This is a genomic window from Peteryoungia desertarenae (assembly GCF_005860795.2).
GTDB classification, from domain to species: Bacteria; Pseudomonadota; Alphaproteobacteria; order Rhizobiales; family Rhizobiaceae; genus Allorhizobium; species Allorhizobium desertarenae.
The window spans coordinates 2,792,149-2,818,561 of sequence record NZ_CP058350.1 but is presented as its reverse complement, the minus strand read 5'-3'; the positions used below and the strand labels follow the sequence as shown (position 1 = coordinate 2,818,561).

30 protein-coding genes are annotated in these 26,413 nt (G+C 59.1%); 9 read left to right on the top strand and 21 right to left on the bottom strand.

Going from position 1 to position 26,413, the window contains the following annotated elements:
• Positions 1–42: 42 nt before the first annotated feature.
• A complete protein-coding gene (locus FE840_RS13765; protein WP_138286068.1) occupies positions 43–645 on the bottom strand; it encodes a TetR/AcrR family transcriptional regulator in 603 nt (200 codons plus the stop codon).
• Positions 646–745: 100 nt separating this feature from the next.
• Here FE840_RS13765 and FE840_RS13760 point away from each other — a divergent pair, with 100 nt between their 5' ends.
• Both FE840_RS13760 and FE840_RS13755 read left to right on the top strand, forming a co-directional pair.
• Entirely contained in the window at positions 746–1,342 is a 597-nt protein-coding gene (locus tag FE840_RS13760) for an NAD(P)H-dependent oxidoreductase (protein WP_138286067.1), read from the top strand.
• A gap of 388 nt (positions 1,343–1,730) precedes the next feature.
• Positions 1,731–3,185, top strand: a complete 1,455-nt coding sequence (locus FE840_RS13755) for a flagellar export protein FliJ (protein WP_246318778.1) — start codon at positions 1,731–1,733, stop codon at positions 3,183–3,185.
• Between the two features lie 111 nt (positions 3,186–3,296).
• On the opposite strand, the gene FE840_RS13750 is transcribed toward FE840_RS13755, so the two are convergent.
• The 9 genes from FE840_RS13750 to FE840_RS13710 all read right to left on the bottom strand — a co-directional run bounded on the left by FE840_RS13750 (position 3,297) and on the right by FE840_RS13710 (position 10,584).
• On the bottom strand, positions 3,297–5,330 hold the full coding sequence (locus tag FE840_RS13750; protein ID WP_138286066.1) for an ASKHA domain-containing protein: 2,034 nt from the start codon (positions 5,328–5,330) through the stop codon (positions 3,297–3,299).
• Positions 5,331–5,389: 59 nt separating this feature from the next.
• Positions 5,390–5,650, bottom strand: coding sequence for a BrnA antitoxin family protein (locus tag FE840_RS13745; protein WP_138286065.1), 261 nt, complete (start codon positions 5,648–5,650; stop codon positions 5,390–5,392).
• Positions 5,637–5,924, bottom strand: coding sequence for a BrnT family toxin (locus tag FE840_RS13740; RefSeq protein WP_138286064.1), 288 nt, complete (start codon positions 5,922–5,924; stop codon positions 5,637–5,639). The genes FE840_RS13745 and FE840_RS13740 overlap by 14 nt, the downstream gene beginning before the upstream one ends.
• Positions 5,925–5,978: 54 nt before the next feature.
• Positions 5,979–6,953: a methyltetrahydrofolate cobalamin methyltransferase gene (locus tag FE840_RS13735; protein ID WP_138286063.1), complete on the bottom strand. Its 975-nt coding sequence runs from the start codon at positions 6,951–6,953 to the stop codon at positions 5,979–5,981.
• An 82-nt stretch (positions 6,954–7,035) separates the two neighbouring features.
• Positions 7,036–8,133, bottom strand: coding sequence for a methylenetetrahydrofolate reductase (locus FE840_RS13730; RefSeq protein ID WP_138286062.1), 1,098 nt, complete (start codon positions 8,131–8,133; stop codon positions 7,036–7,038).
• Positions 8,134–8,137: 4 nt separating this feature from the next.
• The gene (locus FE840_RS13725; protein WP_138286061.1) at positions 8,138–8,737 is read right to left on the bottom strand and encodes a methylenetetrahydrofolate reductase C-terminal domain-containing protein; all 600 of its coding nucleotides are present in this window, start codon (positions 8,735–8,737) and stop codon (positions 8,138–8,140) included.
• Positions 8,730–9,032: a virulence factor gene (locus tag FE840_RS13720; protein WP_138286060.1), complete on the bottom strand. Its 303-nt coding sequence runs from the start codon at positions 9,030–9,032 to the stop codon at positions 8,730–8,732. Before FE840_RS13720 ends, FE840_RS13725 begins: the two co-directional genes overlap by 8 nt.
• A 96-nt stretch (positions 9,033–9,128) precedes the next feature.
• Positions 9,129–9,917, bottom strand: a complete 789-nt coding sequence (locus FE840_RS13715; protein ID WP_138286059.1) for a formyl transferase — start codon at positions 9,915–9,917, stop codon at positions 9,129–9,131.
• Between the two features lie 16 nt (positions 9,918–9,933).
• The gene (locus FE840_RS13710) at positions 9,934–10,584 is read right to left on the bottom strand and encodes an exopolysaccharide biosynthesis protein (RefSeq protein WP_138286058.1); all 651 of its coding nucleotides are present in this window, start codon (positions 10,582–10,584) and stop codon (positions 9,934–9,936) included.
• A gap of 277 nt (positions 10,585–10,861) precedes the next feature.
• Here FE840_RS13710 and FE840_RS13705 point away from each other — a divergent pair, with 277 nt between their 5' ends.
• Complete coding sequence (locus FE840_RS13705; RefSeq protein ID WP_425502213.1) at positions 10,862–10,978, top strand: entericidin domain-containing protein; 117 nt, start codon at positions 10,862–10,864, stop codon at positions 10,976–10,978.
• A gap of 24 nt (positions 10,979–11,002) precedes the next feature.
• Here the strand turns inward: FE840_RS13705 and FE840_RS13700 are convergent, their stop codons facing one another.
• Entirely contained in the window at positions 11,003–11,614 is a 612-nt protein-coding gene (locus tag FE840_RS13700; RefSeq protein WP_138286056.1) for a DUF1638 domain-containing protein, read from the bottom strand.
• A gap of 41 nt (positions 11,615–11,655) precedes the next feature.
• On the opposite strand from FE840_RS13700, the gene FE840_RS13695 reads away from it, so the two are divergent.
• On the top strand, positions 11,656–11,817 hold the full coding sequence (locus tag FE840_RS13695) for an entericidin domain-containing protein (RefSeq protein WP_138286055.1): 162 nt from the start codon (positions 11,656–11,658) through the stop codon (positions 11,815–11,817).
• A gap of 80 nt (positions 11,818–11,897) precedes the next feature.
• Here FE840_RS13695 and FE840_RS13690 read toward each other — a convergent pair whose 3' ends face one another.
• Positions 11,898–12,599: a corrinoid protein gene (locus tag FE840_RS13690; RefSeq protein ID WP_138286054.1), complete on the bottom strand. Its 702-nt coding sequence runs from the start codon at positions 12,597–12,599 to the stop codon at positions 11,898–11,900.
• A gap of 259 nt (positions 12,600–12,858) precedes the next feature.
• Here FE840_RS13690 and FE840_RS13685 point away from each other — a divergent pair, with 259 nt between their 5' ends.
• Both FE840_RS13685 and FE840_RS13680 read left to right on the top strand, forming a co-directional pair.
• A complete protein-coding gene (locus FE840_RS13685) occupies positions 12,859–14,424 on the top strand; it encodes a trimethylamine methyltransferase family protein (RefSeq protein WP_138286053.1) in 1,566 nt (521 codons plus the stop codon).
• 98 nt (positions 14,425–14,522) lie between these two features.
• Positions 14,523–15,212: a ferredoxin gene (locus tag FE840_RS13680; protein ID WP_138286052.1), complete on the top strand. Its 690-nt coding sequence runs from the start codon at positions 14,523–14,525 to the stop codon at positions 15,210–15,212.
• Positions 15,213–15,220: 8 nt separating this feature from the next.
• Here FE840_RS13680 and FE840_RS13675 read toward each other — a convergent pair whose 3' ends face one another.
• The gene (locus tag FE840_RS13675) at positions 15,221–15,970 is read right to left on the bottom strand and encodes a ParA family protein (RefSeq protein ID WP_138286051.1); all 750 of its coding nucleotides are present in this window, start codon (positions 15,968–15,970) and stop codon (positions 15,221–15,223) included.
• 412 nt (positions 15,971–16,382) lie between these two features.
• On the opposite strand from FE840_RS13675, the gene FE840_RS13670 reads away from it, so the two are divergent.
• The gene (locus FE840_RS13670; RefSeq protein WP_343058588.1) at positions 16,383–16,910 is read left to right on the top strand and encodes a phosphodiester glycosidase family protein; all 528 of its coding nucleotides are present in this window, start codon (positions 16,383–16,385) and stop codon (positions 16,908–16,910) included.
• A gap of 4 nt (positions 16,911–16,914) precedes the next feature.
• On the opposite strand, the gene FE840_RS13665 is transcribed toward FE840_RS13670, so the two are convergent.
• The 6 genes from FE840_RS13665 to FE840_RS21070 form a co-directional block, all read right to left on the bottom strand.
• Complete coding sequence (locus FE840_RS13665; protein WP_138286049.1) at positions 16,915–17,268, bottom strand: hypothetical protein; 354 nt, start codon at positions 17,266–17,268, stop codon at positions 16,915–16,917.
• A 120-nt stretch (positions 17,269–17,388) separates the two neighbouring features.
• Positions 17,389–18,405, bottom strand: a complete 1,017-nt coding sequence (gene bmt, locus FE840_RS13660; RefSeq protein WP_138286048.1) for a betaine--homocysteine S-methyltransferase — start codon at positions 18,403–18,405, stop codon at positions 17,389–17,391.
• Positions 18,406–18,537: 132 nt separating this feature from the next.
• Positions 18,538–19,599, bottom strand: coding sequence for a quaternary amine ABC transporter ATP-binding protein (locus tag FE840_RS13655; RefSeq protein ID WP_138286047.1), 1,062 nt, complete (start codon positions 19,597–19,599; stop codon positions 18,538–18,540).
• On the bottom strand, positions 19,592–20,506 hold the full coding sequence (locus tag FE840_RS13650; RefSeq protein ID WP_138286046.1) for an ABC transporter permease: 915 nt from the start codon (positions 20,504–20,506) through the stop codon (positions 19,592–19,594). The genes FE840_RS13655 and FE840_RS13650 overlap by 8 nt, the downstream gene beginning before the upstream one ends.
• Before the next feature lie 230 nt (positions 20,507–20,736).
• Positions 20,737–21,735: an ABC transporter substrate-binding protein gene (locus FE840_RS13645; RefSeq protein ID WP_138286045.1), complete on the bottom strand. Its 999-nt coding sequence runs from the start codon at positions 21,733–21,735 to the stop codon at positions 20,737–20,739.
• A 612-nt stretch (positions 21,736–22,347) separates the two neighbouring features.
• A complete protein-coding gene (locus tag FE840_RS21070) occupies positions 22,348–22,476 on the bottom strand; it encodes a hypothetical protein (RefSeq protein WP_281366529.1) in 129 nt (42 codons plus the stop codon).
• Positions 22,477–22,733: 257 nt separating this feature from the next.
• On the opposite strand from FE840_RS21070, the gene FE840_RS13640 reads away from it, so the two are divergent.
• Positions 22,734–24,188: a cobyric acid synthase gene (locus FE840_RS13640; RefSeq protein ID WP_138286044.1), complete on the top strand. Its 1,455-nt coding sequence runs from the start codon at positions 22,734–22,736 to the stop codon at positions 24,186–24,188.
• A 25-nt stretch (positions 24,189–24,213) separates the two neighbouring features.
• On the opposite strand, the gene FE840_RS13635 is transcribed toward FE840_RS13640, so the two are convergent.
• Together FE840_RS13635 and FE840_RS21065 are read right to left on the bottom strand one after the other, a co-directional pair.
• Complete coding sequence (locus FE840_RS13635; RefSeq protein WP_138286043.1) at positions 24,214–25,593, bottom strand: M20 family metallopeptidase; 1,380 nt, start codon at positions 25,591–25,593, stop codon at positions 24,214–24,216.
• 80 nt (positions 25,594–25,673) lie between these two features.
• Positions 25,674–25,799 carry a hypothetical protein gene (locus FE840_RS21065; protein ID WP_281366526.1) on the bottom strand — a complete coding sequence of 42 codons (126 nt, stop codon included), beginning with the start codon at positions 25,797–25,799 and terminating at the stop codon, positions 25,674–25,676.
• Between the two features lie 197 nt (positions 25,800–25,996).
• On the opposite strand from FE840_RS21065, the gene FE840_RS13630 reads away from it, so the two are divergent.
• The gene (locus FE840_RS13630; protein WP_138286042.1) at positions 25,997–26,239 is read left to right on the top strand and encodes a hypothetical protein; all 243 of its coding nucleotides are present in this window, start codon (positions 25,997–25,999) and stop codon (positions 26,237–26,239) included.
• The last annotated feature ends 174 nt before the right edge of the window (positions 26,240–26,413 follow it).

The following is a 26,413-nucleotide window of genomic DNA, read 5'->3' as shown; positions in this document are numbered from 1 at the left end:
TGCCATTCAATGCATCAAGGGCAAGGCGGTTTTCCGTGAGGCTCAGGCTTTTTGCCGCGCGCCGGCCACCCAGGTGGCGAGAAAGGCGTGGAGCATGGCATGGGCGGATTGTTGATCCGGCAGCCAGCCGGTCATGCGGAAGACCACGGCTTCGTGGAAAAGTGCCTGTGCACCACGGCTGAGCATCAGGGCCTGCTCGGGCGAGATATCCGGTAGCCGGCTGAGGAAAAGCTCGGCGGCCTGGGCTTCGAGATCGCGACAGACGACGAGGAAGGCCTCGGTATAGCTGCCGGCCGTCAGGCCCGCCTGGCTGAGATAAAGGCGGGCGAAATCCGGCTCGCGACCGAAATAGGCAAGCCAGGGATCGAACAGGCGCTTCAGTTTCTCCTCAAGCGTCAGCTCGTCATCCGTGGTCAGGCTTTCGCGCCCCTGTCTTGCCAGCGCCTCGATTTCGGCGAGGCCAAGGGCTGCCAGCAGGTTCGTCTTGTCACCGAAATGGGCAAAGACGCTGGCCTTTGCCACGGAGGCTTCGGTCGCGACCTGATCCATGCTGGTGTTTTCAAATCCCCTGGCCGCGAAGAGGCGGCTCGCTGCGGCAAGGATCTGTTCGCGCGTCTGGCGGCTGCGGGGCTGGCTGAGTTTCATCGGCCTTCTTTCGGTTGTCATCTTTTCTGTGCATATATCTTGACCGCGGTCAATTTATCTTCCATTAAAATGACCGCGGTCAAATTATTGGAGAAAGCTCATGTCCTTCCTGTCCACAAGTGGCGAAGCATCGCGTCTTCTGGTTCTCAACGGCAATCCGGGCGAGGGAACGCTTTGCGGCTCCATGGCTGATGCGATTGCGGCCAAGGCGCGGGCGATGGGGGCGGAGGTGCGGATCGTGCATCTGAAGGATCTTAATTTCGATGGCAATCTGGCCCAGGGCTATCACCAGCGGATGGACTGGGAGCCTGATCTTGCGGCATTCGCCGAGAGCCTCACCTGGTGCGACCGCTTCGTCCTCGTGCATCCGCTCTGGTGGGGCTCGGCACCGGCCAAGCTGAAAGGTCTGTTCGACCGCGTGCTGATGCCCGGTTTCGGCTTTGAATATGTCGAAGGCAAGGCGCTGCCCAAGCCGCTTCTGGCGGGTCGCAAGGCGCGGGTGGTGATCACCTCGGATACGCCGACCTTCTTCCTCAAATGGATCTATGGCAATGGCTGGGTGAAGGTGCTGCGGCGGCAGATTTTGGCGTTTTGCGGCTTCAAGGATTTGAAGGTGAAGTATTTCAGCCCGGTAAGGGGCGCAAAGCCGGAGGCGCTGGCGAAGATGGTGGATGAGGCGGCGGGGATTTTGGGGTGAGGGGGGGTGATTTGGGGCCGCGATTAAAGTTGGTTTGTTAACGGCGGACGCAAGGAAGTACGCACTCAGCATCGTCAAGCGTGTTACCGCGCATTCCGGGGCCGGAAGCGGGATGTGGTTGAGCGACGAAGCTTGACGACTTCCGGCGCTGAACGATAGTGCCAGTGTTGGCAGATTAGCATACTGATAAATTCACGACTTTCGGGGCGTGACTGGGGTGAACCGGGTCGGTTGGGATTTTGGTTCACTGCCATGAACCCAGCATCACGCACCCCTAGTGAATTTTACCCTCAAAGGTCACATTTGCGGCGACGACCGCAACCGCCGATCTTGAACATGTCTTTGGCCGAAGATACATCTGGAGTAATAAACGGGACGGTGTGGTTGCATGCCTAGAAAGATCTTAACTGTTGGCTTTAATCTGGCAGGCGACGACATCGGTTTTGCGGCTTTCACTGAAAAGAAATCGCTTCTGGATTGGGATATCGTTCTATTCAGGCCAGACGTCTCAGATTTCATAAGGTACGAGTACGATAACGGCGAGTACATGGGAAAGCTGTCCCTCAGTGATCGTAAATCGTTCAATATGCGCGAGGCGAACGCACATTGGCGGCGGGAAATCACCCAGGCGGTTGAAGCAGGAAAACTATTGATAGGCTTCCTCCCTCCACCTGTGGAGGTTTACGCGGCAACCGGCACTAGATCTACGTCTGGTACCGGTCGCAATCAGAAGGTTACCCGACATGTCGAGCTAGTCACTAGCTATGATTGCTTACCTTTTACGCCACGCTGGACGGCCACTCAGGGCACCGCGATGACGCTGGCAGCCGGCGCGCGGGACTTGCTGGCACCTTACTGGAAGCTGTTTGGGCAAGCCTCCAATTATAATGTGGTCTGGGACAGCAACGCAAAAGGCGTTTGTGTCCAGACTGAGCACGGACAAAAGCCTGTCGGCCTATTCGTTAAGGGCAAGATTTCCGCCGGCGCACTTCTGCTACTTCCGGACATGAATTTTATCGCAGAAGAGTTTTTCGCTGAGGATGAAGAAGAAGGCGAAGTCTGGTCGGCGGCAGGGGAGCAATTCAGTGCATCCCTAATCGCGGAAATTGTCGCGCTTTCAAATGCAATTGCCAGCGATGGTGAGAAAACGCCGCAGCCCGAATGGGCGTCGGCTGCCGAGTTCGCACTTGCCCCGGAGATCGAGCTTCGCCAGCAGTTGCTCCAGGCGGAGACAGAACTGGAGAAAGCTCAGCGCACCAAAGAAGAACTAACTCGACAGTTGGAGGATGTCGGGCAGTTACGAGCGCTGCTCTTCGAGAAGGGTAAGCCGTTGGAAGCGGCGATTATCAGCGCATTGACGTTGTTGGGCTTCAAAGCAGAACCATATGTTGACGGGAAATCGGAATTCGACGCTGTCTTCGAGAGCGCGGAAGGCCGCCTGCTTGGTGAAGCTGAAGGCAAGGACAACAAGGCAGTAAGCATCGAGAAGCTCCGCCAGCTATCAACCAACCTGCACGAAGACCTGCAGCGCGAAGAGGTTAATCAGCCAGCTAAAGGGATTTTGTTCGCAAACGGCTATCGCCTAACGAAGCCGGATGAGCGCGAGACCCAGTTTACCGAGAAATGCATCACCTCGGCCACATCCATGTCATACGGATTAGTTTCAACCGACCAATTGTACGCCGCCGCACAGTATCTCTCTGGTACTTCGGACGAAGAATTTGCTCGCCGCTGTCGTGTGGCCATGATCGAGATGAAAGGCGTCGTAAGGTTCCCGGAAATTCCGGTAACTGCGGAGGAGACTACAGGCGGTATTCCGGCAACGGTACCTACCCCCGATTAAACATTGTCGGATTTGCCGTTTACACCTAATTCTTATCGGTAAGCAACAAAGCTCTTGCTCTTGCTCTCGGCGAGGCAACGGCAAACAAATGAACCGTTTCACACCACCCACCTACTCCCTTCCCCTCCTCCTCCTGCGCCCGCCGCCTTCACCATCCCCCTCGGCCAGAACCTTCCGCTCCGGCAGCGTCACGACGCTGGCGAGCTTCGGAAACGGATCAACCTTGTTCGGCAGAGCCATGGCGTCGATGAAAAGCTGTTGGAAATTGGGTTCGAGCGCCGTTTCGATCTTTTCGATGCGGGTGACGGTTTGCTCGATTTCGCGGCGGTAGTCGCGGTTGAGGAGGGCCATGAGGGCGCCGGTGCCCGCCGCATTGCCGACGGCCTTGACTTCGGCGAGGTCGCAATCGGGGATGAGGCCCAAGACCATCGCATATTTCGGATCGATGAAGGAGCCGAAGGCGCCGGCGAAGCGGATGGTGTCGACGGTTTCGACCTCGAGCTTTTCCATCAGGAGCTTGATGCCGGCATAGAGCGCGGCCTTGGCGAGCTGGATGGCGCGCACGTCGTTTTGCGTGACCGTGATCTTCTGAGCGCCGTCATGCAGGAGGTAGGAGAAGGTGCGGCCGTTTTCGAGGATGCGGGGGCTTTTTGCCGCCATTGCGCCATCGACGACGCCATCGGCGGAGATGACGCCGGAGAGATACATTTCGGCGACGACTTCGATGATCGCCGAGCCGCAGATGCCGGTGATGCCGGTCTTTTCCGCGGCTTCGGCAAAACCGTCCTCATCCGACCACGGATCGACGCCGATGACCTTGAAGCGGGGTTCGAGGGTTTCCGGATCGATGCGGACGCGTTCGATGGCGCCGGGGGCGGCGCGCTGGCCGCAGGAGATTTCAGCGCCTTCGAAGGCAGGGCCGGTGGGCGAGGAGGCGGCAACGGTGCGCTGCCGGTTACCAAGCACGATCTCGGCATTGGTGCCGACATCGACCATCAGCATCATCTTGTCCTGGCGGTGCGGACCTTCCGAGAGTGTAGCGCCTGCGGCATCGGCCCCGACATGGCCGGCGATGCAGGGCAGCAGATAGACGCGCGCACCGCGATTGATGGCCAGATCAATCTCGCGCGACCAGGTGTGGACGGCGCCGGAGACGGCGAGCGCAAAGGGCGCCTGGCCAAGCTCGGTGGGGTCAATGCCGAGGAAGAGGTGATGCATGATCGGATTGGCGACAAAGACGGCGTCGAGAATGCTGTCCGGCGTGATCTCCGCTTCGGCGCAGACCTTGGCCGTCAATTCGTTGATCGCCTGACGCACGGCTTTCGTCATCGCCTCGCGCCCGTCCGGGTTCATCATCACATAGGAGACGCGGCTCATCAGGTCTTCGCCGAAGCGGATTTGCGGATTGGCGGCACCCGAGGAGGCGACCACGCGACCGGAGAGCAGAGACACCAGATGCATGGCAATCGTGGTCGAGCCGATGTCGCAGGCAATGCCATAGGCCTCGTTGTGCAGGCCGGGCCAGAGCGCGATCAGATTGGGGCGCGATGAGTCCAGATCGCGGTGGATGGCGGCGGTGACAGCCCAATTGCCCTTGCGCAGGATCTTCTGGACATCGGGAAGCAGATGCTGGGCGACCAGGATGTCATGAAAGCCCCAGTCCTTTTCCAGCATCAGGTTCAGCCGATCGAGATCGCCCAAGGGCTTGTGCATGTCAGGCTCGTCCACCTCGACATAACAGAGCTGGACGGCGGGATTGCGCGCAATCAGCCGGTCGATGGCAGCCTTGCGGATGACCTGGGCGTTGACGACGGTATCCGGCGGCACATCAACAACGAGGTCGCCCTGGATGGTGGCCGAGCAGGAGAGGCGGCGGCCTTCGGGGATGGTGCGGACTTCGGCGTAGCGCTTTTCCTTTGGCCCGACGGGGGAGATGTGGTCGTTCGACGAGGTGATGCCATGCTTGGCGAACTGACCTTCCTGCACCTCGACCTGGCAGCGCCCGCAAGTGGCGCGCCCACCGCAGACGCTCTCGACATAGACGCCAAGCGAGCGGGCCGCTTCGAGCACGGTGGTGCCGACGGGGAAACGGCCACGCTTGCCGGAGGGCATGAAGAGGACGAGGGGATCGGTGGCGTCTGTCATTCTGGTCTTTCGGTTTCGAGGGTGATCCCCGGTGTCATGCTTGTCCGGCCTTGGCCGTTTTACTTGGCAATCGTCTTTTCCAAGGCCTCCCGGATCAGCCGGGTGTAAGGAATACCCCGTTCCCGGGCCTTGGCCTTGATTGCCGAAAGCAGGGCTTCCGGCAGTCTCATATTCAGTTGTGCCGACTTCTTTTCGAACTCGAACTGGACCGGCTTGAAGCCGGACAGATCGTATTCGGAGAGGTCTGCAGTTTCGACGAAGGCCTCTGCCTCTTCATCGGAATGCAGGACCGGCATCTGCTTACCCTTACCGTTGCTCATAGCGCCTGATCTCCCGCTCGTGCATGTATCGCGCACTGATCGGTCGGATGAGAATTCCGAGCTCGCTCTCGCGCAAGGTGAAGACGACGAAGACATAGCGGCCTTCCGCAGTGGTTCCGATCGCACGCTTTCGGTCTTCGCCGACCGTGGGGTCGGGGTAGACGGAAGGCGTTCGCATGAACATCTGCTCGATTTCCGCTTTCGTCAGGCCATGCCTGGCACATTTCGGCCAGTTGCCGCTGTCCCAATCAAAGCCGGAAATCGATCGCTTCATCTCTCCATACTACACGTTCGTATAGGCAAATGTAAAACGGTTGGGGTTCTCATGTTACTCTGTCGGCGCACCACCACCGACACGCGCGGCGCGGCCGCCGCGACGACCGCCACCGGATGCTGCAGAAGCCGGGGCGGCGGCGGGGGCTGCGTGGCCGCTGCCTTCGGCGGGCTTGTAGTCGCGATAGGTCTTGATCCAGTTGTAGCAATTCTCGTCGGTGCCATTCAGCACATTGGCGGCGCGGACGGCTTCCATTTCGGCCGGACGGCAGGGGTTCATGATGGCCGACGTCATGCCGGCACCGATGACCATCGGAATGAAGCCGGCATTGATGCCGTGGCGATGAGGCAGGCCGAAGGAGATGTTGGAGAGGCCGCAGGTGGTGTTGACCTTCAGCTCCTCGCGGAGCCGCCGGACAAGGGCGAAGACCTGCAGGCCGGCGGAACCGATGGCGCCGATCGGCATGACCAGCGGGTCGACGACGATGTCTTCAGGCTTGATGCCGTAATCCATGGCGCGCTCGACGATCTTCTTGGCGACGGCGAAACGCACGTCCGGGTCCTGCGAAATGCCGCTCTCGTCATTGGAGATGGCAACGACGGGGACATTGTACTTGGCGCAGAGCGGCAGGATGGCCTCGAGCTTTTCTTCCTCGCCGGTGACGGAATTGACCAGCGGGCGGCCCTTGGCGACCTTGAGGCCGGCCTCGATGGCGGCGGTGACGGATGAGTCGATCGCCAGCGGCACGTCGACGAGCCCTTGCACGATTTCGAGCGTCTGGACGAGCAGGCCCGGTTCGGTCTCGTTCGGGTTGACGGAGGTGACACCGGCATTGACGTCGAGCATGGTGGCGCCAGCGGCGACCTGCTCCAGCGCATCCTTGATTACGGTGTCGAAATTGCCAGCCTGCATTTCGGCGGCGAGCTTCTTGCGACCCGTCGGGTTGATGCGCTCGCCAATCACGCAGAAGGGCTGGTCGAAACCGATGATGATTTCCTTGGTGGCGGATGCGACGATGGTGCGGGTCATTTCAGTCCTCCGGTCGGTGCCGGCTCGCGCGCGGCGGGAATGGGATGTGCCGGCAAATGCCGGACCAAGGCAAGGCGGTTCATCAGTGTGGCTGGGCGTGGGCGGCCCTGGCGGCCATTTCCTGCTGGTCCTGGACCGGATCGGCGCCGATCTCGCGCATGCGCTGGGCGGCCATGTCATCGGCGCGGCCATGTTCGCGCTTCCACGGCTTGCGGCCCTTCAGGATGCCGGATTCGTGGACGATTTCAGCGACATATTCTTCCTGGCGATAAGCCATGACATGCACGCCGGCGACACCTTCGATCTCCTTCACCTCGTTGATGATGTCGATGCAGAGCTGCTTGCCTTCCTTTTTCTGATCCTGCGCGCCTTCCAGGCGGGCGATGACGGAATCGGGAATGTGGATGCCGGGCACGTTGGAACGGATCCATCTCGCGGTCTTGGCGGAGGCGAGCGGGCCGACGCCGACGAGGATGTAACATTTCTCGTGGAAGCCGAGGTCGCGGACCTTCTTCATGTAGTCGCGGAACATCGGCACGTCGAAGCAATACTGGCTCTGGACGAATTGCGCACCGGCCTCGATTTTCTTGCCGAGCCGATAGGGCCGGAAGTCATAAGGGGGCGCGAAGGGATTGATCGCAGCACCCAGGAAGACCTTGGGCGGAGTGGTCAGCTTGCGGCCGGAGAGGAACTTCGATTCGTCGCGCATGGTGCGCACGGTTTCCAGAAGCGACATGCAGTCGAGATCGAAGACGGGCTTGGCTCCCGGCTGGTCGCCGGCCTGCACGCCGTCGCCGGTGAGGCAGAGCATGTTGGCAACCCCCATGGCGGCGGCACCCAAGACGTCGCCCTGGATGGCGATGCGGTTCTTGTCGCGGCAGGCGATCTGCATGATCGGCGCGTAGCCCATGCGGGTCAGAAGCGCACAGATGCCGACCGAAGACATGTGGCAGTTGGCACCGGAGGCGTCGACCGCATTGATGCCATCGACCCAGCCGTCGAAGACCTTGGCGCGCTCATAGACGTCTTCCGGGTCGGCGCTGTCGGGCGGGTTCAACTCCGCTGTGACGGCGAATTCGCCACGGCGCAGCACGCGCTCCAGGCGACCGAGGGAGGAATGGCCGGGCAGGGGATCGAGCGGCAGGTGGACACCGAGCGGATTTTCGTCGATCTGGGCCATGCTCTCAGGCTTCCTTTGCCGTCTGTTTTTCCCGCTCGGCGGCGGCTTCCGCCGTCACGCGCAGCCAGGAGGATGTCTCGCGCAGCGACTGGTTGACCGGCTTCTGCACCTTCAGGATCGCGTCACCCGCAACCATGTTGCGCGAGCCGTTCCAGGCCTGGACCCAGACGCAGGGCATGTCCGGCTCGACCTCGCAATTGCCATTGGCGCGGACGCCGCCGCAGGGGCCGTTGCGCAGCTGTTTCGGACAGTTCATCGGGCAGGACATACCGGTCGAGGACAGCACGCACTGGCCGCACATGCGACAGTCGAAGAGCAGGCCCTTCACATTGCGCTCGACAAAGGTGATCGGCTTTTCGACGCGGTTATAGCCGAGCGCCTTCCAGATGGGGTGGAGGAAGAGGAAGGCATTGGCGAAGTTGCGATAAAACCATTCGAAGAAGCGCGAATTGCGCACCGCCCAGAGGCGGATCGTGTAAGAACGGCGTGCGCGGCGATTGGGCGAGACGCCGGCCGGGGTGAAGGCACCGGTGGCGGCCTTGGCAGCCGGGGCGGCATTGCCTTTTTTCGGCGCGCCGGGATCGACGAGTACGGGCTCAGCCATTGTCGCGGCCTCCGGCATGGACGAGGGCCACGAGGCGGGTCTTGTCGTAGTTAGCCTCGATCTCGGCGGCAGCGCTTTCGGCTTCGGCTTCGAGATCGTCGCCGACAGGCACCGGATCGGCCTTGCGCCAGTCAGCAAGATAGGCGTCGGTTTCGGCAGCGCCGGTGCGCATCGCAGCCATGTCGATGGCTTCGGTGAAGCGGAGAGAGAGCTCACGCTTTGCCGATTTGCGTCCCTGCTTGACGATCACCTGGGCCGGGATATCCCGCCAGTAAACGACGATCTTGTCTGCCATGCCACTCGCTCCCTTTGGATCCAGAATGCACGGCGCCTCTCTGACAGACTGCGCTTTTCACGACGTCGTCCGCCGCAAAAAGCGACGCCGTCCGTTTTACCAGATTCCCTTGCTGACGCCGTGGTAAATCCAGGACCAGAATGTCGGAGGAAAACGCAGGAATGAGGGACCTTCCGCTGGTGAAGGCGTCAGTTTTTGCGATAGCGCGTCATCAACCGCGCGACAGGTGATGTCCAAAGCAGCGATTGTCAAGACCAGTGGGTAAGTCGAGATGAAATCGCTGCGGGCGGGGCTTGTACGAACCTCGTAGAGTGTTTCACCCGTATCGGTGCCCGGATCGACCAGATGCACCGTTGCACCGAAGTTTTTGCGATCGCCTTCCACCAGCGACCAATAACCACCCATCTGGCCGCGATAGGCCGGATTGATCCCGGCATGGAGATTGAGAACAGGGCAGGGCATTCCGGCAAGTTGACCCTTCGACATCAGGCGGGTTGAAACCAGAAGGATCGCTCCCGGCGCCAGCTGGTCGACAAGGGCTCTTGTCTCAGGCGCATTAATGGACGTGACCTGATGACGGGTAATGCGCGGATCCCATTTCTGCGGCAGGTTCATTTTTTGGAGAAGCTCTGCAATCCGGCGATTGGTCAGACGGCGCATCAGGCGCGCGGCGATCATGGTTGCCAATTGGCCCAATGCTGAGAGCCAGCCCAGACGGCGGGCGCGGCGTCGGGTAATGGTCAGCTTACCTTCCGGCTCTTCCAGCAGAACATGGAGGTCATGTCCTCTTGCGGCAAGGGCATTTGCAACAAGGGTCGGGTTGAGCCCACCTGCCGTCATCAGGACGACGGTCGATGGCCGGGTTTGGGAGGCTGTATCTGTCATTCTCCACCAAGTTCGGTCAGGTGAAAGCGAGCGCGAGGATTGCGCCGGCAGTATAGACTACAAAGCAGGCGAGCAGGACGGACAACAAACCGAGCAGACAGCCTACCACGACGCCCGCACCATCCCGTTCGGAATGGGCAAAGCCGAGTACGGCAAGAGCCACTGCCGGCGGCCAGTTACCAAGCGGGATCGGCAGGAAAACAGTGACGGCCAGAATGAGCGCGGCAAGGCCGATCAGGCGCTCTGAGAACCGCGAACCGAAGATCCAGAAGCGCGGCCTCACCAGCATTTCGGCCCGCCTCAACCACGGGACCAGACGTTTTATAATGAGCTCGAATGTCTCGTGCTGGACCCCGTAATCACCGATCTTGCGAGGGAAATAGACGCGACCGCCAGGAGAGGCAAACATCTGCCAGGCTATGAAGATCAGAGGGAGCGCGAGGATGAGAGTTGCGCCCGGCGGCAGGGGGACCAGATTTGGAAGCGAGAAGACCAGCAAGAAGGCGCCGAAGGAGCGGTCCTGGAGTGCGATTGCCAGATCGCGGATGGTGATCTTGGCCGTATTGTTGGCAGAGAGCCTTACCAGAAGATCCGAGAGATGCTCCGGATGAGGCTTTTCCGTTTCGTCTGCGACGACGTAGTCCAGTATTTCCGCCCTGATGGTCATGTTCTTGATTCGTGTTTGAATGTTGTTCGACCGGGCTGCAGATTACGCATGGATTTATTGCAGCGGCATTAAACCGAGCAACGGCAAGCGACCAAGTTTGTGAGGATGGTGAAGAGCCGGTGAAATTGCGGCAATGCAGCATCGCGTTGCGTCATGGAACTGCCACGTTCTTTCCCCTTTTGTGGCTCAGGCAACAATCGATTCATCGCGGTCAAGGAGAGGCAAGATGGCGAATTCGAAAGCGTTTGACGTTCTACGTCTGGCACTTGTGGGTGCAATGCTTGTGACATTGGCCGGCTGTGGCAACACGATCCGTGGCGTGGGCAGGGATGTCGGCAATGTCGTTGACGCGACACAGGATGCGGGGCGAAGTGTCGCCAATTCGGTGCGGTGACCGGAACAACCTCACGGTTAGGGCCTAGGCTTTGACCGCTTCCAGCAACTCGCTCTCCAAATCCCCATAGCCGGTAAACCGGTATTCGTAGTCCAGCTTCAGATAGGCGGCTGCCCATTCGGCCTTTCGTTTCAGTTCTTCATCCTCTGTCTGGGCGAGATAAACGAGCTTGGTGTAGTTGCCGAACACCATGTCCCGCAGATCGGGGTGGTGGTCGAGTTTCAGGGGCTCGATGACAAAGGCCTCGAACTGGCGGGTGATCAGGTCTGTCAGATAGAAGGCGGTGAACTCGTTCTCGCATTCGGCGAGAAACTTCTTCGTACCGCTGAAGAAGGCATAGCAGTGCGGACCGCTTATCCGGCTCACGCCTTCTTCGGCGCAGATCCGATCAACCTCTCCCTGTGTGCCGCATTCGGCATAGCCGAGAAAGATGTTCCGGTGGCCGGCTGCTCGCGCTTCGGCGATCTTTTCCCTCAGTCCCGGGGCGATTTTCTGCGGATGGACATGCCAGATCGCCGGAAGACAGTCGAGCGTGAGGTGATCAAGGCCATTCAACTCCTTAACGGCCAGAATTTCGCGCGCGATAGCACCACAGGCGATGACGTGAACCTTTTGCAAGGTGTCGCGTTGTTCCATGGCAGTTCCAATCCCAGGATCAAAGACAGAGGTATTTTATCATGTTGGCACGAAAGCTTTCGCTCACCGTCATTCTTCTTGCATCGGTTGCTTCGCTCAGCGCCTGCGGCAATACGATCCGCGGCGTTGGTGAGGACACAGCCAATGCCGTAAACGCGACGCAGGCTGCAGGCCAGGATATCGAAAGTGCAGCGACCTACTAAGCCTCTTTCCCTAAACAACGAACGCCGACCGGTCAGAACTGGTCGGCGTTTTTTCTTGGCCTTCTTGAGCCGTCAGCAGATCAAGCGCGTGCGCCCATGCTGTTATGCTTGCGGCTGATGAATTCCTTGGCCGTTTCAACGGCAACGGCTGCGTCACGGCAATAGGCGTCTGCTCCGACAGCCTTGCCGAATTCCTCGTTCAAAGGGGCGCCGCCAACGAGCACGATATAGTCGTCTCGAATGCCTTTTTCCTTCATCGTGTCGATCACGACCTTCATGTAGGGCATGGTGGTGGTCAACAGCGCCGACATGCCCAGGATATCGGGTTTTTCGCGCTCCAGCGCTTCCAGATAGTTTTCGACCGGATTGTTGATGCCGAGGTCGACGACGTCGAAGCCGGCACCTTCCATCATCATGCCGACGAGGTTCTTGCCAATGTCGTGGATGTCGCCCTTGACCGTGCCGATGACCATCTTGCCCTGCTTGGGAGCACCGGTCGCCGCGAGCAGAGGGCGCAGTATGTTCATTCCGGCCTTCATCGCATTGGCGGAGAGCAGAACCTCCGGCACGAAGAGGATACCGTCGCGGAAGTCGATGCCAACGATGCGCATGCCTTCGACCAGCGCCTGGGTCAGGACATCGTATGGTGCCCAGCCGCGTTCAAGGAGAATGCGGGTTCCTTCTTCGATTTCCTCCTTCAGGCCGTCATAGAGGTCGTCGTGCATCTGCTGCACAAGCTCTTCGTCGGACAGATCTTCGAGAATGATGTCGTCATCGGCCATGATGGTGCTTTCTGCGTGGGTCTCTACGCGATTCAGTGAAGCGTCCTTCAAGGACGTCCAGGGACGATTAAACCGCAACTTCGTGAAAAACTCTTTTCGAATGCGACGCCCTTGTCGTGAAATGCGACGGGAACAGAATGGTTTCATGTCTGTCTGGTGCTAGGCATTGGCGCATTAAGGAATGTTTCACTTGCGAATTGGATTAGCATAGAGATCAGTAAAGCAGCGCAGAATGCGCCGACAGACGAGGAAACAGATCATGGACGATAACGCAGCCCAATCCGGAGGTGGACGCAGAACTCGCGGCGAAGGTCGTGGGGCAGCGGCTCGGCGCGCTTCACGAAGCGGCGGCGGGGCAGGGCCATCCATGCCCTATATCCGGCGCAAGATCGGCGTCTATGAAGTGCTGGATGAAGAGGGGCTTTCCATCATCGAGCGTAACGCCGATACCGTGCTCGAAGAGGTCGGGATCGAGTTTCGCGATGATGCCGAAGCTCTGGACATGTGGAAGCAGGCTGGCGCGGATGTCAAAGGCCAGCGGGTGCATTTTCCAAAAGGCCTTTGCCGCGAGCTTTTGAAGACGGCGCCGTCGGAATTCACATGGCATGCACGCAATCCGGAACGCAGCGTGCATATTGGCGGGAACGCGACCGTGTTTGCGCCGGTCTATGGACCACCCTTCGTGCGGGACCTTGACGGGACGCGCCGCTATGCAACGATCGAGGATTTTCGGAACTTCGTGAAGCTCGCCTATATGGCGCCTTCGATCCATTCGTCGGGAGGCACCGTGTGCGAGCCGGTCGATATCCCGGTGAACAAGCGTCACCTCGACATGGTCTACAGCCACATCAAATATTCCGACAAGCCGTTCATGGGTTCGGTCACGGCACCGGAGCGGGCGGAAGATTCGGTTGCCATGGCCAAGCTCGTCTTCGGTGAAGAGTTCGTCGAAAACAACTGCGTCATGCTCAACCTGATCAATGCCAACTCGCCTATGGTGTTCGACGAGACCATGCTTGGCGCAGCCAAGGTCTATGCACGGCATAATCAGGCCAGCGTATTGTCGCCATTCATTCTGTCCGGTGCCATGAGCCCGGTGACGGTTGCCGGCACGCTGACGCAGATCCTCGCCGAAGTGCTGGCCGGTGCGGCCTTTACCCAGCTGGTGCGTCCGGGAGCGCCTGTTCTGTTCGGTACCTTTGCGGCGTCGATCTCGATGCAATCCGGCGCACCGACATTCGGCACGCCTGAACCGTCACTGGTCTCTTACGGAGCCGCGCAACTGGCACGGCGTCTGGGTCTGCCGTTCCGTACCGGCGGCTCGCTCTGCGCCTCAAAGATTCCGGATGCGCAGGCGGCGCATGAGAGCGCCAATACACTGAATACGACGCTGCTTGCCGGCACCAATTTCGTGCTTCATGCCGCAGGCTGGCTGGAGGGTGGGCTTGTCTCCTCCTATGAAAAATTCATGATCGACCAGGACCAGCTCGGCATGATGCAGAAGATGGCAATGGGCGTTGACCTGACGGAAGACGGTCAGGCGATGGACGCGATCCGCGAAGTGGGACCCGGCAGCCACTATCTTGGCTGTGCGCACACGCAGGCGAATTTCCAGACGGCCTTCTATCGCTCCGCGCTTGCCGACAACAACTCGTTCGAGCAATGGGAAATCGAGGGATCAAAGCGGATCGAGGAGCGTGCCAATGCGCTTTGCCGCAACTGGCTCGACAATTACGAAGCGCCGCCGCTTGATCCGACCATTGACGAGGCGCTGCTTGCCTTCATAGCGCAACGCAAGGATTCCATGCCCGACGCCTTCACCTGAAGGGCTCCCGCAGCCAGGGAGCAAGGCGGAGCGAAAGCAGTCGCGGACATGATCCAGGAGGAGGTCTGGCGTCCGCATTACAAATTCGAGGGGCCGCAATGAGCGGCCCTTCTTCCGCTCTGGACGAGCTTGAGCGGCTGCTTTCTCCGCACGGGCTGTACTGTCGTGGGATTGTGGCCTGTTCCGGCAGGCCGGATGCGCCGCTCGGACCAGGCGGTGAGGCGGCAAGGAGCGTTGTGCTGATCGGTGCAGTCGGTGGCTCCAACTGGCCGAGCTTCGAGACATGGCAGCGGCAACAGGGTCCTGTCGATCATCCGTTGGATCGGTGGTCGCAATTCGTTCTTGAACCCATTGCCGCGGCCTTGGGTGCGAAGGCTTACTTTCCGTCCGAGCCGCCCTATCAGCCATTTCAGCGCTGGGCGATGGAGGCGGAGGGTTTGTCAACCTCGCCACTCGGAATCCTCATTCATCCAGTCTACGGTCTGTGGCACAGTTATCGCGGGGCTCTGGCCTTTGATGTGGAATTGCCCACGGAACAGAGGCCGACATTGCCGTCACCCTGCCAATCCTGCGAGAGCCGTCCCTGCCTTACGACCTGCCCCGCGAATGCCGTGTCAGAAGAGGGATTTGATGTCGAGGCCTGCCGAATTTATCTTGCGTCGAAAGCCGGGGATGCGGGCTGCATGAATTCTGCATGCAAGGCCCGTAATGCCTGCCCGGTGGGGCAGGCCTATCGGTACGGGCCGGCGCAATTGCGGTTTCACATGGCGGCGCTTATGCCGCCCTGATTTTCCACTCAGGCAGCTCGGGCAAGCTTCCGGACGGGTGCCGCATTGGCAGGTTGATCGATCTCGCCCGTCACCTTGCGGGCTTGCGGACGCGGCATGCGCTGGGGCATCAGTGTCAACAGTTCGCCCGTCAGTTGTGCAGCATTTTCAATAGCCTTGCCGAGATTTGACACATCGGCCGGCTCGAGATTGTGCAGAAGGCCGCCGTGATCGAAGACATCGCGATAGGCGGCGCGTTCCGTCAGGGATGTCTGCATCATCCGCACGCCCCGGGCCGCGAGAGCCTCCCTGGCGGCTGTGAGTGCGCGGGTGGGGATGGCGGCATTGACACGGGTGAGCAGGACCGAATGTCCGATCCGGATCCCGCAACTGCGGTCGAGGTCGGCAAGGAGGTCAAGCACCTCAGCGCCGCCCTGGGCATCCATGGCGCAGCCCTGAACCGGGATGATGACATGATCGGCAAGGCCAATGGCGCGAGCGAGCACGGCATCACGAGCCGGGGGAAGATCGATCAGGATGTAGCCGCCACGCTTCTTGGCTCGAAGGGTTGCAGCCTCGATTGTCTCGTCGGTCACGGAATGGACAGAAAGCTGCGGAAATCTCGGCGACCGGAGTGCCCAGCGCGCGAGCCAGCCATGTTGATCGGCATCAAGTATCGTGACGCGGTTGCCACGGGAGGCAAGTTCTGATGCCATGACGAGAACTGCTGTGGTCTTTCCGGCGCCGCCTTTGGTATTCGCAAATGTCACAACTGGCATATTCTTATCCTTGTCAATAAAGGGTTCGAGCCAAAACATTGCTCTTTCTCCGCAGCCTTCGTCATGCTGCCTGATTGGAAGATCAAATTGTAATGGTTAATCAATGGTTAATGACGTGACGGATTTGTTAAGACACATGCTGTGCCTGGTGCCCCACCACCTTGGCGCGCCGAGATCGCGCCAAGGCCTCAGGAATGCGGGGTTTTTGTATTTATTGGTTTTTTTCGGTATTTCTTGCGCGCATCCGGCGGTTGCGGCCAAATGTGGGCCTATTGCAGAACAAGGCGCGCGTTACGTTGCTTGTGAAGTCGACCCGGCAAAATCTGCGGTGCGGGTTCATCATTCTGACCCGAATGGACGCCCGTTTGGCGGATTTGATTCTCTGGCCCGGCAGTTGTGGGCCGAGCGGCGTGTGCTGACACTGGCCATGAACGGTGGAATGTATCACCGTGATCTTTCTCCTGTCGGACTGCTGATCGAAAACGGTGAGGAACGGTCGAAACTGATCATCAGAGGCGGCTGGGGCAATTTTCACCTTCTGCCGAATGGTGTGTTTCTCGTGAAGGACGGACGCCCGCAGGTGATGGAGACGAGAGCTTTCCAGAGGTCGGGACTACAGCCGGATTTTGCGACACAGTCCGGCCCCATGCTCGTCATTGACGGAAAGATTCATCCCCGTTTCCTGCCTGACAGCGACAGCTTCAAGATCCGCAATGGCGTCGGTGTGGATGCGGATGGGCATCTGCATCTGGTGATTTCGAGAGTGCCGGTGCGGTTTTATGACTTCGCACTCCTGTTCCGTGACAGGCTGAAGACAAAGAATGCGCTTTACCTCGATGGCACGATTTCGAGCCTCTACAGCCCTGAGCTTGACCGACGCGACCGGCTGTTTCCGATTGGACCGATTATCTCGGTGAGCGAGATCGTTCCGTTCCGATGAGCGGTTACACCGAGGCCTTCGGATAGGCGCGCTCAAGCCCCCCTGATTTCTGCAGGCCGGTGCGGAAGGCCTGATAGGCCGGATGCTGGCTTGATCGGGCGACCTCCATGAGACGGATCTGCAGACGGGCAGGGGCGTTGTTGCCTGTCCATTCGCCTGCCTGCTGAAGCTTCAGAGAGTTGAGGAAGCGGGCTTCGGAGGCTTGGTGGATGTAGAGTTGCAAGCCCTCAAGGAAGGCATCGTCCTGGACGGGATTCTCCATCAGGAGGTTCAGGAAGGACTTGTCCTGTTCACTCATGCCGGAGAACTTGGCAGCTACAGTCTCGCGGTCCGGGAAAGGTGACTGTTGTGCGGACATGCTGATACCCCTCTGGTTTTGGCCCCAAAACCCTATTGCTCCTGGTTCGGCCGATTTGATGCGCAGGACCTAAAGAACAGAGATTGCCCGAGGCTTGCCGGCTGGGCCGATCACAGGCGCTCAGCCACGCCTGCGGCTGCGACGTACACCTTCCTGGGCTCCGGATTCGGAGGCGAGCTTGTTGCGCAGCGGTCCAATACGCTCAACGATCGTTTCGATGGTTGGCCGCGGACCAGGCGTGTGTCCGTCAAGAGCCGAGCGCATGGCGGCGAGATGATTGCAGGAGGTGCCGCAACAGCCGCCGATAATGCGCGCTCCGGCATCACGAGCAAGCCGGGCGTAGTCGGCCATCAGGGGCGGTGTCCCGGAGTAGTAGATCTCCGTTCCACGGAATTCGGGTATTCCGCAGTTGCCCTTGACGATAACGGTGGCATTCGGATCGGCCTCGGTCATGTCCAGCAGGCTCGCGAGGATGTCAGATGCCCCGACACCACAATTGGCTCCGACCGCGAGCGGGCCAGTTCCGATATCGGCGGCGACCGAATGGATATCCTTGGGCTCGAGACCCATCATCGTACGCCCCGCGGTATCGAATGAACCGGTATAGGTGTATGGCATGCCGGTCTTCACGGCTGCCTCGGCGGCCGCGCGGATCTCGTCCGGTGAGGACATTGTTTCAATCCAGGCGACATCTGCGCCGCCGGCTTTCAGGCCTTCCATTTGCTCTGCAAAGGCGGCAACGGCATCCTCATAGGTCAGCGCGCCGAGTGGGATCAGCAATTCGCCGGTTGGTCCGACAGAGCCGGCGACGATGACTTTCCGCGGCGCCTTGTCGGCAACGGAACGGGCAATCTCGGCGGCTTTTCTGTTCAGTTCATGCACACGACCTTCGGCATTGTGCAGCTTGAGCCGGTGTCTGGTGCCGCCGAAGGTGTTTGTCAGGATGATGTCGGCACCGGCATCGACGAAATCCTGATGCAATTTGACGATGCGGTCGGGATGCTCGTCGTTCCAGAGCTCCGGTGCGTCACCGGCGGTCAGGCCCATGGCAAAGAGACTGGTACCCGTTGCTCCATCGGCAAGCAGCACGCCCTTCTCTGCGAGGAGGTCGGCAAGGGGATTTGCGGGCTGGGCCATCATTTTGTCCTTTATCGGCGTTCAGGCTCACTGATATAAAGAACCCTTTATATCGCTTCAATCATCAAATGCGACAACGGCCCCGCCAAAAGCGGAGCCGTCCAGGCGATGGCCGTGAGGTTTTTTTGGACCTCAGGCGGCTGCGTCCGTATCGAGTGCCTCATCTTCATGGCTGCGCGGGGTGACCATAGCGGAGATGATGGCGTGCAGGTCCACCTGACCGATCGGCTGGCCGGCTTTGTCCAGAACGATTGCGGTGGATGCGTTCTTCTCTGTCATCTGGCGGGCGGCGTCTTCCAGCACGGTTCCGAAGCGCAGCCGCAGGCCGTCAGCCGACCCCTGGATTGGCGACATGATCGTGTCGACACGAATCACGCGGCCCCGGTTCACTTCCTTGACGAATGAGGAGATGTATTCGTCCGCCGGCGACAGAACGATGTCCTGTCCCGTGCCCTGCTGGACGACCTCACCATCCCGCAGAATGGCGATCTTGTCGCCGAGGCGCAAAGCCTCATCCAGATCATGGGTGATGAAAACAACCGTCTTCTTCAGTTCTTCCTGGAGGTCGAGGAGCACCGTCTGCATGTCCACCCGGATCAGGGGATCGAGTGCCGAATAGGCTTCATCCATGAGCAGGATGTCGGCGTCATTTGTCAGCGCACGGGCCAGCCCCACGCGCTGCTGCATGCCGCCAGACAACTGGTTCGGGTAGCTGTTTTCGAAGCCTGAGAGACCGACACGCTCGATCCAGCCCATGCCGATCTTCGTGCTTTCGCTCCGGTTTATGCCCTGGATGTCCAGACCATAGACGGTGTTTTCCAGCACCGTCCGGTGTGGCAGAAGGGCGAACTTCTGGAAGACCATCGCGGTCTTGTGGCGTCTGAATTCGCGCAGTTCGAGCGGTGACATCTTGCAGACGTCAACGCCATCATAGAGCACCTCGCCGGCGGTGGGCTCAATCAGGCGGTTGATATGGCGGATCAGGGTCGATTTGCCTGAACCCGAAAGGCCCATGACGACAGTTATGCCCCCGGCCGGCATTGAGACATTGATGTCTTTCAGACCCAGCACATGGCCGTGAACCTCGTTCAGGTCGGATTTCGACATCCCCTGCTTTACAAGCTCGATATAGTCCTGGCCGTTCGGTCCGAAAATCTTGTAAAGGTTGCGAATTTCGATGCCATGACTAGCCATGGACCACCTCCGTATGCTTTTGCAGCCGCTTGCCGTAGGCCTGGCTTGCGCGGTCAAAGATGATGGCGATGGCAACGAGTGCAAAGCCGTTCAGGAAGCCGATGGTGAAAAACTGATTGTTGATCGCCTGCAGCACGTTGCGGCCTAGCCCGCCGACGCCGATCATGGAAGCGACAACGACCATGGCGAGGGACATCATGATGGTCTGGTTGATGCCCGCCATGATGGTCGGGAGCGCCAGCGGGATCTGGACATTCACCAGTTTCTGGCGCGCAGAAGACCCGAAAGCGTCGGCCGCTTCCAGCACCTCGCGATCGACAAGGCGAATGCCAAGATTGGTCAGGCGGATGATCGGAGGTACCGCATAGATGACAACGGCGATCAGGCCTGGAACCTTGCCGATCCCGAAAATCATGACGACCGGAATGAGGTAAACGAAGCTTGGCATCGTCTGCATCACGTCGAGTACGGGATTTACAACGGATTGGACACGGTTGGATCGGGCCATGACAATGCCGATCGGTATGCCAATCACGATCGAGATGAGCGTACAGACGGTGACAATGGCGAGGGTCACCATCGTGTCTTCCCAGAGCCCGACGAGGCCGATCAGCATCATGGAGAGCACCGCGCCAATCACGATCTTGATGTTGCGGGAGGTGAGATAGACCACCAGCGCCAAGGCAATCAGCACCAGTATCCATGGACTGTCGACGAACAACGCCTCCAGCCAGTTCAGAAACGATTGCAGCGGCTGCACCATCGTATCGATGACATTGCCATAGGCGCGCACAAAGCCCTTGAAGCTGTCGTCAATGGTTTTGCGCACCACGCGCATCAAATTTGTATCGATAGCAGGAAATTTGCAAAGCAGTTCCGGCAGGTAACTGCATATCATTGAAGCCATCATGATCCCCTTATTCTTGCATCCCGACGTCGCGCGGACTTCAGTCAACGGGTGCTCATCCGAGGCCGTTCGTGCCGCTCCACATGCTGCCAGGTCGAGACTATCACCGTTTCGCGTGAACGGTCGTGACTGTCCGCGACGTCGGCAACCTGATTGATGGCTGGTTTGCGGCAGGCCTCGCGTGAAAAGATTGCGGCGGGTTTTGATACCCGCCGCCTCTGTTTCTCAGATCAAAGCGCTGCCTTGATCTTTTCGGCGACTTCCGGGGCTACCCAGGAGGTCCACATTTCCGGGTAGTTCTGAAGGAAATGGCGTGCGCCGTCTTCATTGGTGCCCTGATTTTCATCCATCCAGGCAAGAACCTTTCCGACCGTCTGGTTGTCCCATTTGCGGGTGGACACATAATCCATCGCAACGCCAGCCTTTTCAGAAAACTCCTTTGTCACAACGGTGTAAACGTCGGAGACAGGGTAGGCGTTCACTGCAGGGTCGGCGCAATCCGGAACGGCTGTACAAGCATCCCACTGGGCCTTGTCGTGCTCGACGCCGAAGGAGAGCTTGACCATTTCATACTTGCCGAGGATCGATGTCGGAGCCCAATAGTAGCCGAGCCAACCCTTCTGGTTTTCGAACGCATTGGCGATCGAGCCATCGAGGCCTGCAGCAGAACCGGTATCGATCAGTTCAAAGCCTTTCTCTTCTGCACCGAGCGCACGGAAGAGGTTGGCGGTCGACACCTGGCAGTTCCAGCCGGACGGGCAGTTGGTGATGGCGCCCTTTGAGGCATCTTCCGGCGCGGGGAACAGATCCGGACGCGCAAGCGCATCCTGAACGGTCTTGATCTCGGGGTTGGCGTCAGCGAGGAACTTCGGGATCCACCAGCCTTCAACACCACCATCCGAGAGGAGGGGCGCTGCCTGGATCAGCCGGCCTTCGGCAATGGCTTCATCAAGCGGCGTGCGCACCGCATTGACCCAGAGTTCCGGCGCCATGTCGGGCTGGCCTTTTTCGTTCATGGAAGCAAAAGTCGGCATGGTGTCGCCGGTGACCAGGGTCACACTGCAGCCATAGCCGCTTTCGAGGATGATCTTGTCGACATGTGCGGCAACGCCGGCAGATGCCCAATTCATTTCGGCAATGGATACATCGCCGCATTCGGCTGCCTGAGCAGAGCCTGCGACAGCGTAGAGACCTGCGGCGAGCATTGTGGATGCAAGGAGTTTCTTCATCAGCTAAGACCTCCCAGTCTTAAACATCGTGCAGTTTTCGGTTTCAGGGCATGGACGGGTACTGCCGATCCATCCAGGCCAATGGCGAATTTGCAGGGATCAAAATCCCTGCATGTCGGTTTGGTTCTTGTCGTTAAGTGCGGGACGACGCCCCGCATGACCAAATGCCAACGCGGCTAGGGTACGGTTTCCGGTCGAGAAATCAACCTTTATGGCCGCCTCGAACAGGACAGCGTGGCTGTGCCAAGCCATTGTTGCGTCTAAATATGACGCAAATCAGGGAGCATTTTCCTGCGCTTGATGCCGCGCCATCTGGGGCGTGGGGGTTGGATCAAAACAAGGCGATCCGTGAGCGTCTCTCTGAGGCATGCGCTGTTCCGACTGCGGCGATTTTTGCGCTGTCCGGTCATTCGGAACCGCTTCGGAAAAATAATTGAAAAATCTTCTGAGATCGCGTGCGCTCATAACCAATCGGTAAGGTCTGGGCCTTTATGGAGCAGGTGCTGACGCGTTTTAGTCAGTTTGCGCCCCGGATCTTGTATTGCGTCCCGGGGCGTTTGTTTTTCAGCCAACAGTCAGTGTTACACGCAATCTACAAGGCTTGCGGTTCGCTCACTTTGCCTTGCGAAAAGCTCTCGCCAGCGGGTGGCGTATTTCCCATCTGGCGACCTGTTTGTGACCGGGTACGAGACCGTTCCAGGCGATGGCAAGCCCCTTGGCATCTTTGAGAATATAGAGCATCGGTATTTCCTCGAACTTTCTTGTGGACCGTTGTCTGGCGATGTGTCCAACAGCTGTTTTGACGGCACATAAACACCAATGCGGTCCAGCACCACGACGTCGCCCGTCATGTTCTGTCGCAAAAAGACAATTCGTTGCAGTATGGTTGCGGCGAGCTGTTTCCATGTCGCAAACCCATCGCGACACTTGAATGAATTGGGGCAAAACTCTGTCAAATCCGGGGCTTTTCCGGGTGTCGTAAAGGGAACAATAGGGTGGTGACGAAGGCGATCATGCTGCAGGGAACCGGCTCGGATGTCGGAAAGACGATATTGGTCGCCGGCCTTTGCCGTCTGGCGCGCAATCGTGGTTTGAAGGTTGCCCCATTCAAGCCGCAGAATATGTCCAACAATGCGGCGGTGGCGGATGATGGAGGTGAAATCGGTCGCGCCCAATGGCTTCAGGCGATGGCGGCCCGCATTCCGTCATCTGTGCACATGAACCCCGTATTGCTGAAGCCACAGAGCGAGACGGGCAGTCAGGTTATCGTTCAGGGCAAGGTCTTTGGGCAGGCAAAGGGCCGCGACTATCAAAGGCTCAAGCCTCAATTGATGGAGGCAGTGCTCGACAGTTTTTCCCGCGTACAGGCCAGCAGTGATCTGGTGATCGTTGAGGGGGCTGGATCACCGGCGGAAATCAATCTCAGAGCCGGCGACATCGCCAATATGGGATTTGCGACACGGACCGATGTTCCCGTTGTTCTTGTCGGCGATATCGACCGGGGAGGGGTGATAGCATCGCTTGTCGGCACGCATACCATTCTGGATGACACCGACCGCAGACAGATCATCGGCTACATCATCAACAAGTTCCGCGGTGACATTTCGCTCTTTGATGAGGGCATCAAGGCGATCGAGCGCTTTACTGGCTGGCCGTGCTTCGGGGTCGTGCCATGGCTCAAGGCGGCAGGACGCCTGCCGGCCGAAGACAGTGTCGTGCTGGAGCGTCTTGTCAAGGGTGGGAGCGGTGCGCTGAAAGTGGTCGTGCCGATCCTGTCGCGCATTGCGAACTTCGATGACCTTGATCCGCTGGCCGCAGAGGAGGAGGTGGACCTCACTTTTCTTCGGGAGGGCGATCTCTTTCCAAGCGACGCAGCGCTCGTCATTCTGCCGGGATCGAAATCGACCATTGGCGACCTTCAGGAATTGAAGCGGCGCGGACTTGATCGGGACATCAAAGCCCATGTCCGACGGGGTGGGCGTGTCATCGGTATCTGTGGCGGGTATCAGATGCTCGGTCGGAGCGTGTCTGATCCGCTTGGGCTGGAAGGCGGCGAGAGATCCGTCGAGGGGCTTGGTCTGCTGGATGTTGAAACCGAAATGGCACCGGAAAAGACGGTGCGCAATACGGTGGCACGGTCGCTGCAATATGATGTTGGACTCAGCGGCTATGAAATCCACCTCGGCATTACGAGGGGTCCCGATTGCAGCCGGCCTTCGGTGGAAGTCGATGGTCGCGGCGATGGAGCAATCTCAGCCGATGGACGCGTGATGGGGACCTATCTCCACGGATTGTTCGGCAGTGATGCCTATCGCGCAAACCTCCTGGAGAGCTTCGGCATCAAGAGTGGGGGGCAGAATTACCGGCAGACGGTCGACAGGGCCCTGGATGATCTGGCTGCAGAGCTGGAAAGCCGGCTTTCGCCGACCTTTCTCGACCAGTTCCTCAGGTGATGGCCCTTGCAGCCGGCTCCTGGCTTCATCTATCCAGCAGGCTTTTTCCCTGTTCGCCTATATCGAGGAAAAGTGCGGTCATCAGCCGTATGCCTTCTTCGGCGATGGAAAGCAGTGCGTGTTCATTCGGGCCGTGCTGGCCGCATTCGGCATGGGAATGGGGTATCCAGATCGTTGGTACACCGAGGATATCGGTGAAGACATCATTCGGCAGGGAGCCGGCAAGGTTGGGCAGGAGATGCGGTTGCTTGCCGGTGCTGCGGACAATTGATTGTTGCACGAAGCGAACCCATGGGTGGTCTGGCGAAAAGCGCGTTGCAGGAAACGCCTGGGTCGGGGAGGGACGGATGTCGACCATGCCGAAACCGGCGGCGTCGAGATGCCGGCGCAAAGACGGCAGAATGTCATCCATATCCGTGCCGACCACGAAGCGCAGCTGGCAGGTGGCTCGTGCTTCGGCAGAAATTGCATTCTGGGGCGCCGCGATATTGCCTGCTGAGATGGCAAGGACGGTCATGGCATTCCAGCCGAACACCCGCTCTGACGGCGTCAGATCCTTTTCACCCCAATCGCGGTCGTGGCGTCGTTCCGGCAAATCGGCGAGGGCGGCCTGTATGTCAGGGGTCAGACTGTTTGGGCGCCATTCGGGGATCAAAAGCGAGCCGCGACGGTCGACGATTGCCGCAATCGCGTGGGATAGAATGATTACGGGATCGGCGAGCAGCCCGCCGAAATTGCCCGAATGGTGATCGCCATCCCGAAGCCGGACCACGAGGTCGAACGAGAGGCCACCGCGCGAGCCCATGAACATGGTTGGTGTACGTGCCTCGAGGCGCGGGCCGTCGGAGGCGATGAGGACATCCGCCGATAGCAGGGCCTTGTTGGTTTCAAAAAATTCCCGCAAGCCCAGAGAGCCCGTCTCCTCTCCCATCTCGATGACGATCTTGACGTTGAAGCCGAGATGCCCGCGGGTCTGGACGATCTTTTCAAGGGCCTTGATGTTGATGAGATGCTGGATCTTGTTGTCTGCCGTGCCACGACCGTAAAGCCGATCGCCCTCGCTGGCCAGCTTGAAGGGTTCGAGCCCTTCTCGCCAACGCTGTGCTTCACCGTTGCAGACATCCCCATGTCCATAGATCAGGACCGTCGGATGGGACGCGTCCTCGATTCGCCTTGCCACGAGTATCGGAGCGCCTTGCGGAAGGGGGTTTTCAAAGATTTCGCAAACGAAGCCAATGCCGTTGAGGATCGGGGCAATATCATCTTCAAGATAGGCGCGCAGTGTTTCCGGTCTTCCCTCGGATTGACTGACCGATGGTCGGGCAATCAGTTTCGAGAGGTCATCGAACAGCCCGCCTTGCGCAACATATCCACGGGCGCTCTCCAGTATCTCTTGTCTCAGCATGGATGTCTGCCACTCCGCAGCGCTTGCAATTTTCACACGCAGACCAATTGCCGCTTCCTGCGTCCGGATTACAAGAGGAATCAGGTTGTGCGGCTGGATGGGGTGGCAGTCCCGATGATCGCCCCCGTACCGAGCGAGTTGTCGGCAACCTTCAACAGCAGGATGCTGAGCACGGATGCAATGAGGATGACGAAGATTGTTCTCACCGGGACCCCGCTTTCTTGTGAAGCGAGCGTCAACAATGACAAAGACCTGTGCCGGTTGCGCTAATCAAATCCGTAAAATTCAACCGACTGCCTGTTTTTCCTTGTGAAGCCGCCTGGGCCGGGGCGTTTCGGTCGACGGCTGCAGGAACCTTTGCCTTGACGGATGGTTGCGTTCAGTCGGCAACAGGGAGGCTTCCATGCGCAACAAGATGGCGATCATCACATTCAGCCTGGCAATCGGCATCTCAGTTCTGGCGGGCCTGTTGTTCTTCGTGACGCGCATTCCTGACACGACCCTGTCGGAGCCTGTCGAGCGACCCTACAACCGCACGAGCGAACAGCCACCGAGCGCTGTTCCGGATGAAACCAGTCACCCCGATCTTGTCGACGAAGAGAGTTTGGATAATCCACGCAGCGACCCCGGCGGAGAGGCGCGGTGAACCCTGCTTGAATGATGAGATGTTCCGCAACGAGTCATCGATGCCGCGCAACCATTTCTGATTCATTAGACTTCCCGGCTGCCATTCCGCATGCCGGCACAGTCAGCCACAGCCATGACGGCTTCGCATCCGGATCAGTTGCCAGTTCTTGCAGGTGATTTGGTATGGCAATTC

What these genes read in the sequence shown, in the direction of transcription:
- FE840_RS13635 (WP_138286043.1), bottom strand. Translation starts at nt 25,593, where the DNA reads ATGCTGAGACAAGAGATACTGGAGAGCGCCCGTGGATATGTTGCGCAA.
- FE840_RS13700 (WP_138286056.1), bottom strand. Translation starts at nt 11,614, where the DNA reads ATGGAACAACGCGACACCTTGCAAAAGGTTCACGTCATCGCCTGTGGT.
- FE840_RS13745 (WP_138286065.1), bottom strand. Translation starts at nt 5,650, where the DNA reads ATGAGCAACGGTAAGGGTAAGCAGATGCCGGTCCTGCATTCCGATGAA.
- FE840_RS13755 (WP_246318778.1), top strand. Translation starts at nt 1,731, where the DNA reads ATGCCTAGAAAGATCTTAACTGTTGGCTTTAATCTGGCAGGCGACGAC.
- FE840_RS13690 (WP_138286054.1), bottom strand. Translation starts at nt 12,599, where the DNA reads ATGGCCGATGACGACATCATTCTCGAAGATCTGTCCGACGAAGAGCTT.
- FE840_RS13675 (WP_138286051.1), bottom strand. Translation starts at nt 15,970, where the DNA reads ATGCCAGTTGTGACATTTGCGAATACCAAAGGCGGCGCCGGAAAGACC.
- FE840_RS13725 (WP_138286061.1), bottom strand. Translation starts at nt 8,737, where the DNA reads ATGGCTGAGCCCGTACTCGTCGATCCCGGCGCGCCGAAAAAAGGCAAT.
- bmt (WP_138286048.1), bottom strand. Translation starts at nt 18,405, where the DNA reads ATGGCCCAGCCCGCAAATCCCCTTGCCGACCTCCTCGCAGAGAAGGGC.
- FE840_RS13645 (WP_138286045.1), bottom strand. Translation starts at nt 21,735, where the DNA reads ATGAAGAAACTCCTTGCATCCACAATGCTCGCCGCAGGTCTCTACGCT.
- FE840_RS21070 (WP_281366529.1), bottom strand. Translation starts at nt 22,476, where the DNA reads ATGCTCTATATTCTCAAAGATGCCAAGGGGCTTGCCATCGCCTGGAAC.
- FE840_RS13650 (WP_138286046.1), bottom strand. Translation starts at nt 20,506, where the DNA reads ATGGCTTCAATGATATGCAGTTACCTGCCGGAACTGCTTTGCAAATTT.
- FE840_RS13715 (WP_138286059.1), bottom strand. Translation starts at nt 9,917, where the DNA reads ATGACAGATACAGCCTCCCAAACCCGGCCATCGACCGTCGTCCTGATG.
- FE840_RS13750 (WP_138286066.1), bottom strand. Translation starts at nt 5,330, where the DNA reads ATGACAGACGCCACCGATCCCCTCGTCCTCTTCATGCCCTCCGGCAAG.
- FE840_RS13685 (WP_138286053.1), top strand. Translation starts at nt 12,859, where the DNA reads ATGGACGATAACGCAGCCCAATCCGGAGGTGGACGCAGAACTCGCGGC.
- FE840_RS13765 (WP_138286068.1), bottom strand. Translation starts at nt 645, where the DNA reads ATGAAACTCAGCCAGCCCCGCAGCCGCCAGACGCGCGAACAGATCCTT.
- FE840_RS13705 (WP_425502213.1), top strand. Translation starts at nt 10,862, where the DNA reads ATGCTTGTGACATTGGCCGGCTGTGGCAACACGATCCGTGGCGTGGGC.
- FE840_RS13665 (WP_138286049.1), bottom strand. Translation starts at nt 17,268, where the DNA reads ATGTCCGCACAACAGTCACCTTTCCCGGACCGCGAGACTGTAGCTGCC.
- FE840_RS13730 (WP_138286062.1), bottom strand. Translation starts at nt 8,133, where the DNA reads ATGGCCCAGATCGACGAAAATCCGCTCGGTGTCCACCTGCCGCTCGAT.
- FE840_RS13710 (WP_138286058.1), bottom strand. Translation starts at nt 10,584, where the DNA reads ATGACCATCAGGGCGGAAATACTGGACTACGTCGTCGCAGACGAAACG.
- FE840_RS13760 (WP_138286067.1), top strand. Translation starts at nt 746, where the DNA reads ATGTCCTTCCTGTCCACAAGTGGCGAAGCATCGCGTCTTCTGGTTCTC.
- FE840_RS13695 (WP_138286055.1), top strand. Translation starts at nt 11,656, where the DNA reads ATGTTGGCACGAAAGCTTTCGCTCACCGTCATTCTTCTTGCATCGGTT.
- FE840_RS13735 (WP_138286063.1), bottom strand. Translation starts at nt 6,953, where the DNA reads ATGACCCGCACCATCGTCGCATCCGCCACCAAGGAAATCATCATCGGT.
- FE840_RS13720 (WP_138286060.1), bottom strand. Translation starts at nt 9,032, where the DNA reads ATGGCAGACAAGATCGTCGTTTACTGGCGGGATATCCCGGCCCAGGTG.
- FE840_RS13655 (WP_138286047.1), bottom strand. Translation starts at nt 19,599, where the DNA reads ATGGCTAGTCATGGCATCGAAATTCGCAACCTTTACAAGATTTTCGGA.
- FE840_RS13680 (WP_138286052.1), top strand. Translation starts at nt 14,523, where the DNA reads ATGAGCGGCCCTTCTTCCGCTCTGGACGAGCTTGAGCGGCTGCTTTCT.
- FE840_RS13630 (WP_138286042.1), top strand. Translation starts at nt 25,997, where the DNA reads ATGCGCAACAAGATGGCGATCATCACATTCAGCCTGGCAATCGGCATC.
- FE840_RS13740 (WP_138286064.1), bottom strand. Translation starts at nt 5,924, where the DNA reads ATGAAGCGATCGATTTCCGGCTTTGATTGGGACAGCGGCAACTGGCCG.